Origin of the sequence: Limnohabitans sp., assembly GCF_040400975.1 — a bacterium.
GTDB lineage: Bacteria > Pseudomonadota > Gammaproteobacteria > Burkholderiales > Burkholderiaceae_C > Limnohabitans_A.
On sequence record NZ_JBBAPF010000100.1, the window covers coordinates 1 to 1,682 of the forward strand.

Genomic DNA, 1,682 nt, shown 5'->3' on the forward strand with positions numbered 1-1,682 from the left:
CCCGCCGACCCGCTGCTCTTGGCGCCGTCATGGCGCCACATGGAAGGGCTTCTGGAGCATCTCAGCAGGCTGTTGCCGTGGCAGGGAATAGGAACGTCGACGGCGCTCCGCAGCACGGACTCCGCTACCGTGACAGCGGTCTCCAGACGCCGCCCCTTCGCAAGGGCCTCGCTCTTGCGCGGTCGAGTTGTGGATGTTGTTGACATTCAATTCTTGGTGGACTGCGTGGCGGCGTCGGAGAACTGCCGGGATCTGCGGCGCTTCGCGCAGCAAGGTGAGGCCTTCTTGGTAGCAGCCTTCGGGCACTCAGCAAGCACATTGCGGCGCATCCGGGAGGGCGTCGGTTTCCAGTGGCCTTCACGCGCGCTGTTTGCAGTGGGGGCGTGTCCGACTGGACTTGGCCATTCTGTTGAACCGCCGGTTCTCCGCACTGCACGTCGACGGCGAGGTCGTTGTTCGGGAGCTCTCGTTTGATTCCAGTCCGAAGCTCGGCCGCGAGCTCCTTGGCATTCGCGAGAACACGTTGGTGTTTGCCAGTGCCTCGCTAGTGCCGCGCGTGACCTCGAGGCTAGTGGCGATTGTTGGGCTGGGATTCCGGCGGACAACGGCCGCCGACAAGGGCATGGCGGTGTTGTTCTCGCTGTGGCGTGAGTACGGCCCCGAGCGGGCACGGGTGCAGTTGTATCTGGAGTCTTTGCGGGGCCTCGCAACAGACTTGGGGACGGAGTTCTTCGTCGGCGGCGCGCGGGATGCGCTTCGGCACTTGTACGATCAAGACGCCGCCGAGGGCGAGGCCCCAAACACGTTTGCACGTGCATTGCGGTTACCGGGATGGAACCATCTACTGCACGGCGTGTGCGAGCATGCAACGCACACTTGTTGGCCGCGGTTCCCCGGGTGGTGTTCGCGCGCGCAGGCACTCTTGGAGTTTTTGTTTTGTTGACCGGGGGTACATGGAGGATCTGCTTGCTCGCTTGGGCGGCGACTCGGCGGATGCGGCCGTGAGGGCGTTGTTGCAGCGGCCCCCTGACCGGTTGGTGTCGTGGCGGTGGGGCACGGTCGTGGGTGCAGCGCGCGCTCTGGGGCAGCGCCGAGGCGCACTGCGGCGAGGGCACGTCGAAGTGGGAGGTGGCGGTCGATCGGCAGCCTTGGAAGCCGCGGATTTCGCCTCGCGCGATACGCCGGGATCTGCGCAGTTCTGGTACCAGACGGTTGTGGTGGTGGCGGTGCCGGGGCCCGTGGAGGCGCTGCGTGTCTGGGGAGGCGGATGCGAGTGCCATGGCGCCGCCGCTCCTGGGAGCCGGGCAGAGCCGTGCTCGTTGCGGGGTCGCCGGTTGCCAACAGCGCGGGCGCAAGTGTTGGCGTGCACGGCGTCGCTGGCAGGGGCGTTGCGGTCGACGTTGGAATGGCCGTGGCTCCGCGAGCACGGCTTGCTACCGGACTTTGTCCGCGGTGTGCAGCAAGTAATGGCGCGCTTGGATTGGAAGCTGTCGTTCTTGGATGCTCTGCCCTACAAGATTGCCCGGTGCCGCGACGTGGCAGTTGCCAGAGAAACTCGCGCCGGCTTCGACCGGCGCCTGTGCACTGGGGTTGAGCAACCGGATCTTGCGTCGTGCCATTTTTTGAGCCCTGGCACCGAGTTGCGACGCTGTTGGGATGAATTATGTGGCACCGGGTTGCTG

The 1,682-nt window shown here is 65.6% G+C and carries 1 protein-coding gene; it reads left to right on the top strand.

Features of this window, described 5'->3' with window-relative positions; genetic code table 11:
- Positions 1-397 precede the first annotated feature (397 nt).
- On the top strand, positions 398-943 hold the full coding sequence (locus ABWQ00_RS15995; protein WP_353239649.1) for a hypothetical protein: 546 nt from the start codon (positions 398-400) through the stop codon (positions 941-943).
- Positions 944-1,682 lie beyond the last annotated feature (739 nt).